General features: G+C 47.0%; 4 protein-coding genes and 1 pseudogene. 2 read left to right on the top strand and 3 right to left on the bottom strand.

Going from position 1 to position 1,924, the window contains the following annotated elements:
* The coding region (locus JHL22_RS15840; protein WP_200239578.1) for an IS66 family transposase at nt 1-368 on the top strand (368 nt) is incomplete at its 5' end.
* 74 nt (nt 369-442) lie between these two features.
* Here JHL22_RS15840 and JHL22_RS15835 read toward each other — a convergent pair.
* The 3 genes and pseudogenes from JHL22_RS15835 to JHL22_RS15825 form a co-directional block, all read right to left on the bottom strand.
* On the bottom strand, nt 443-775 hold the full coding sequence (locus JHL22_RS15835) for a HigA family addiction module antitoxin (RefSeq protein WP_169294872.1): 333 nt from the start codon (nt 773-775) through the stop codon (nt 443-445).
* Between the two features lie 12 nt (nt 776-787).
* Entirely contained in the window at nt 788-1,066 is a 279-nt protein-coding gene (locus JHL22_RS15830; RefSeq protein WP_169294873.1) for a type II toxin-antitoxin system RelE/ParE family toxin, read from the bottom strand.
* Between the two features lie 334 nt (nt 1,067-1,400).
* A pseudogene (locus JHL22_RS15825) lies at nt 1,401-1,679 on the bottom strand (IS1634 family transposase); the annotation flags it as partial.
* A 69-nt stretch (nt 1,680-1,748) separates the two neighbouring features.
* On the opposite strand from JHL22_RS15825, the gene JHL22_RS15820 reads away from it, so the two are divergent.
* On the top strand, nt 1,749-1,924 hold a 176-nt coding region (locus JHL22_RS15820), incomplete at its 3' end, for a transposase (RefSeq protein WP_200239576.1).

The raw sequence follows: 1,924 nt of genomic DNA, 5'->3' as shown, positions 1-1,924 counted from the left end.
TTGCCTTGCATGAGTGGTTCATGCAGCAGTTGCCGACCCTGTCACGTAAATCCGTAACGACCGATGCCATCCAGTATGCCCTTAACCAGTGGCAGGCCTTGACACGCTATCTGGATGATGGGGAAATAGAGATTGACAATAATGCAGCAGAACGGGTATTACGTGGTGTGGCAATTGGTCGCAAAAATTATTTATTCCAGGGTTCGGATGCGGGCGGAGAACGGGCGGCCACGCTCTACAGTTTACTGGAGACCGCCAAACTCAACGGTATCAATCCAGAAGCCTACCTGCGCCATGTGCTGTCGGTGATTGCCGACTATCCGGTTAACCGGATGGACGAATTATTGCCCTGGCGAGTGCAGCTGTAAAAACAAGCTTCAATCTGTCAATACGGTATGGGGCGGAGCGTTACAAAGCAACAAGGCTTTCCATAATATTTTCATTAATGTGCCGCCAACTTAGATGAACCCCCGGCATTATTAACGGTAAAAGGCTGGATATGCGCCAACGTATCGTAAAGGGCTTCTCTGGCCAACTCTGTATCATAATGAGCTTGAAGGCCCAGCCAGCTTTGTGCGTCAGTATTAAAAAAAGCAGCCAAACGCAATGCTGTGTCAGGTGTAATTGCCCGCTTTCCCTTCACAATTTCATTGATTCTACGGGCAGGTACACCAATTGCTTTGGCCAAAGCATACTGGCTGATTTCCAAGGGTATAAGCCAGTCTTCCAATAAAATTTCACCGGGATGAACAAGGGGGATTTCTCTGCGCGCCATTGTCTTTTTCCTTTAATGATAGTCCACAATTTCAACATGACTGACGTTGCCATTGTTCCATACAAAACAAACCCGCCACTGGTCATTTACACGAATACTGTACTGCCCTTTCCTGTCGCCACTTAATAGCTCTAAATGGTTTGCTGGTGGTGCTCGCAGGAACTGTAAGCTCATTGCTGCGTGAATCTGTTGCAATTTACGCATTGCAACCCGCTCAATATTAACGAAACGCTTGACACGCTTACCGTTAAATAAATCCTCTGTGTCACCGCAAGCAAAATGAGTAATCATAAATATTGATTTTTCATAATAGTAACGCAACGCGTTAATAACATCAACCGTTATTAAAATAAAAGTAAAAAAAGGCCATCATACGTCATACAAATTATAAAAAACCAAAGATGAGACAACTGTTTCATATGGATCATTTACATTCAGCCCCCTCTGGCAGGATAGTTGTCACCCTACTGTTTGTAGCAAGCAAGCGGTCATTCGGCAATACACTCACTACTATAATCACGAACATCACAAGCGCAAATTAAAAAACCAGAGTCCGGTACACCCGAGTTCGACAGTCAAAACCGTAACCTATTAATTTGTAATGAATCACTTTAAAAACGCTCCACTACAAGTTCACATAGGCCACATCTGCAAACGGTTTTTTGACCTTCAGGCTGGCCAACACAGCGGCTGGTTCCGCATCGATGGCAGAGATTCCAGTAACGGGTGCCTGACCGTCGAACGTGACTTTATGCGTCTGAATCCGGCGCAATACTGACAAGGCCCGTTCCGGTGAGCACACGTCGGGCACCGGGTTCTGGCACAGCCGTTCACGCATGACACGCGCAAGCACCAACGCAATAAAACAGATATAAGCATGAGCCCGGATGCGATCCACCAGGCGCAGGTTGTTACAACTAGGGCGTGTTAACACTAATAGACAATCGGCCGCAATATTGCCTATCCTACAGGAATGGAAATCACACCTGAACAATTTACGCATATCGAAAGCTGCCTTCCCCGGCAACGAGGCAATGTCAAGCTAACGAATTTGCAGGTAGTCAATGCCATCCTTTATGTGGCCGAGCATGGCTGCAAGTGGCGCGGTCTGCCCGAGCGATTCGGGAACTGGCACACCGTTTACACGCG

This window comes from Advenella mandrilli, from assembly GCF_016595155.1.
GTDB classification, from domain to species: Bacteria; Pseudomonadota; Gammaproteobacteria; order Burkholderiales; family Burkholderiaceae_B; genus Advenella; species Advenella mandrilli.
Note: the sequence above shows the minus strand (reverse complement) of the source record. Positions and strands in the feature narration are given on the sequence as shown.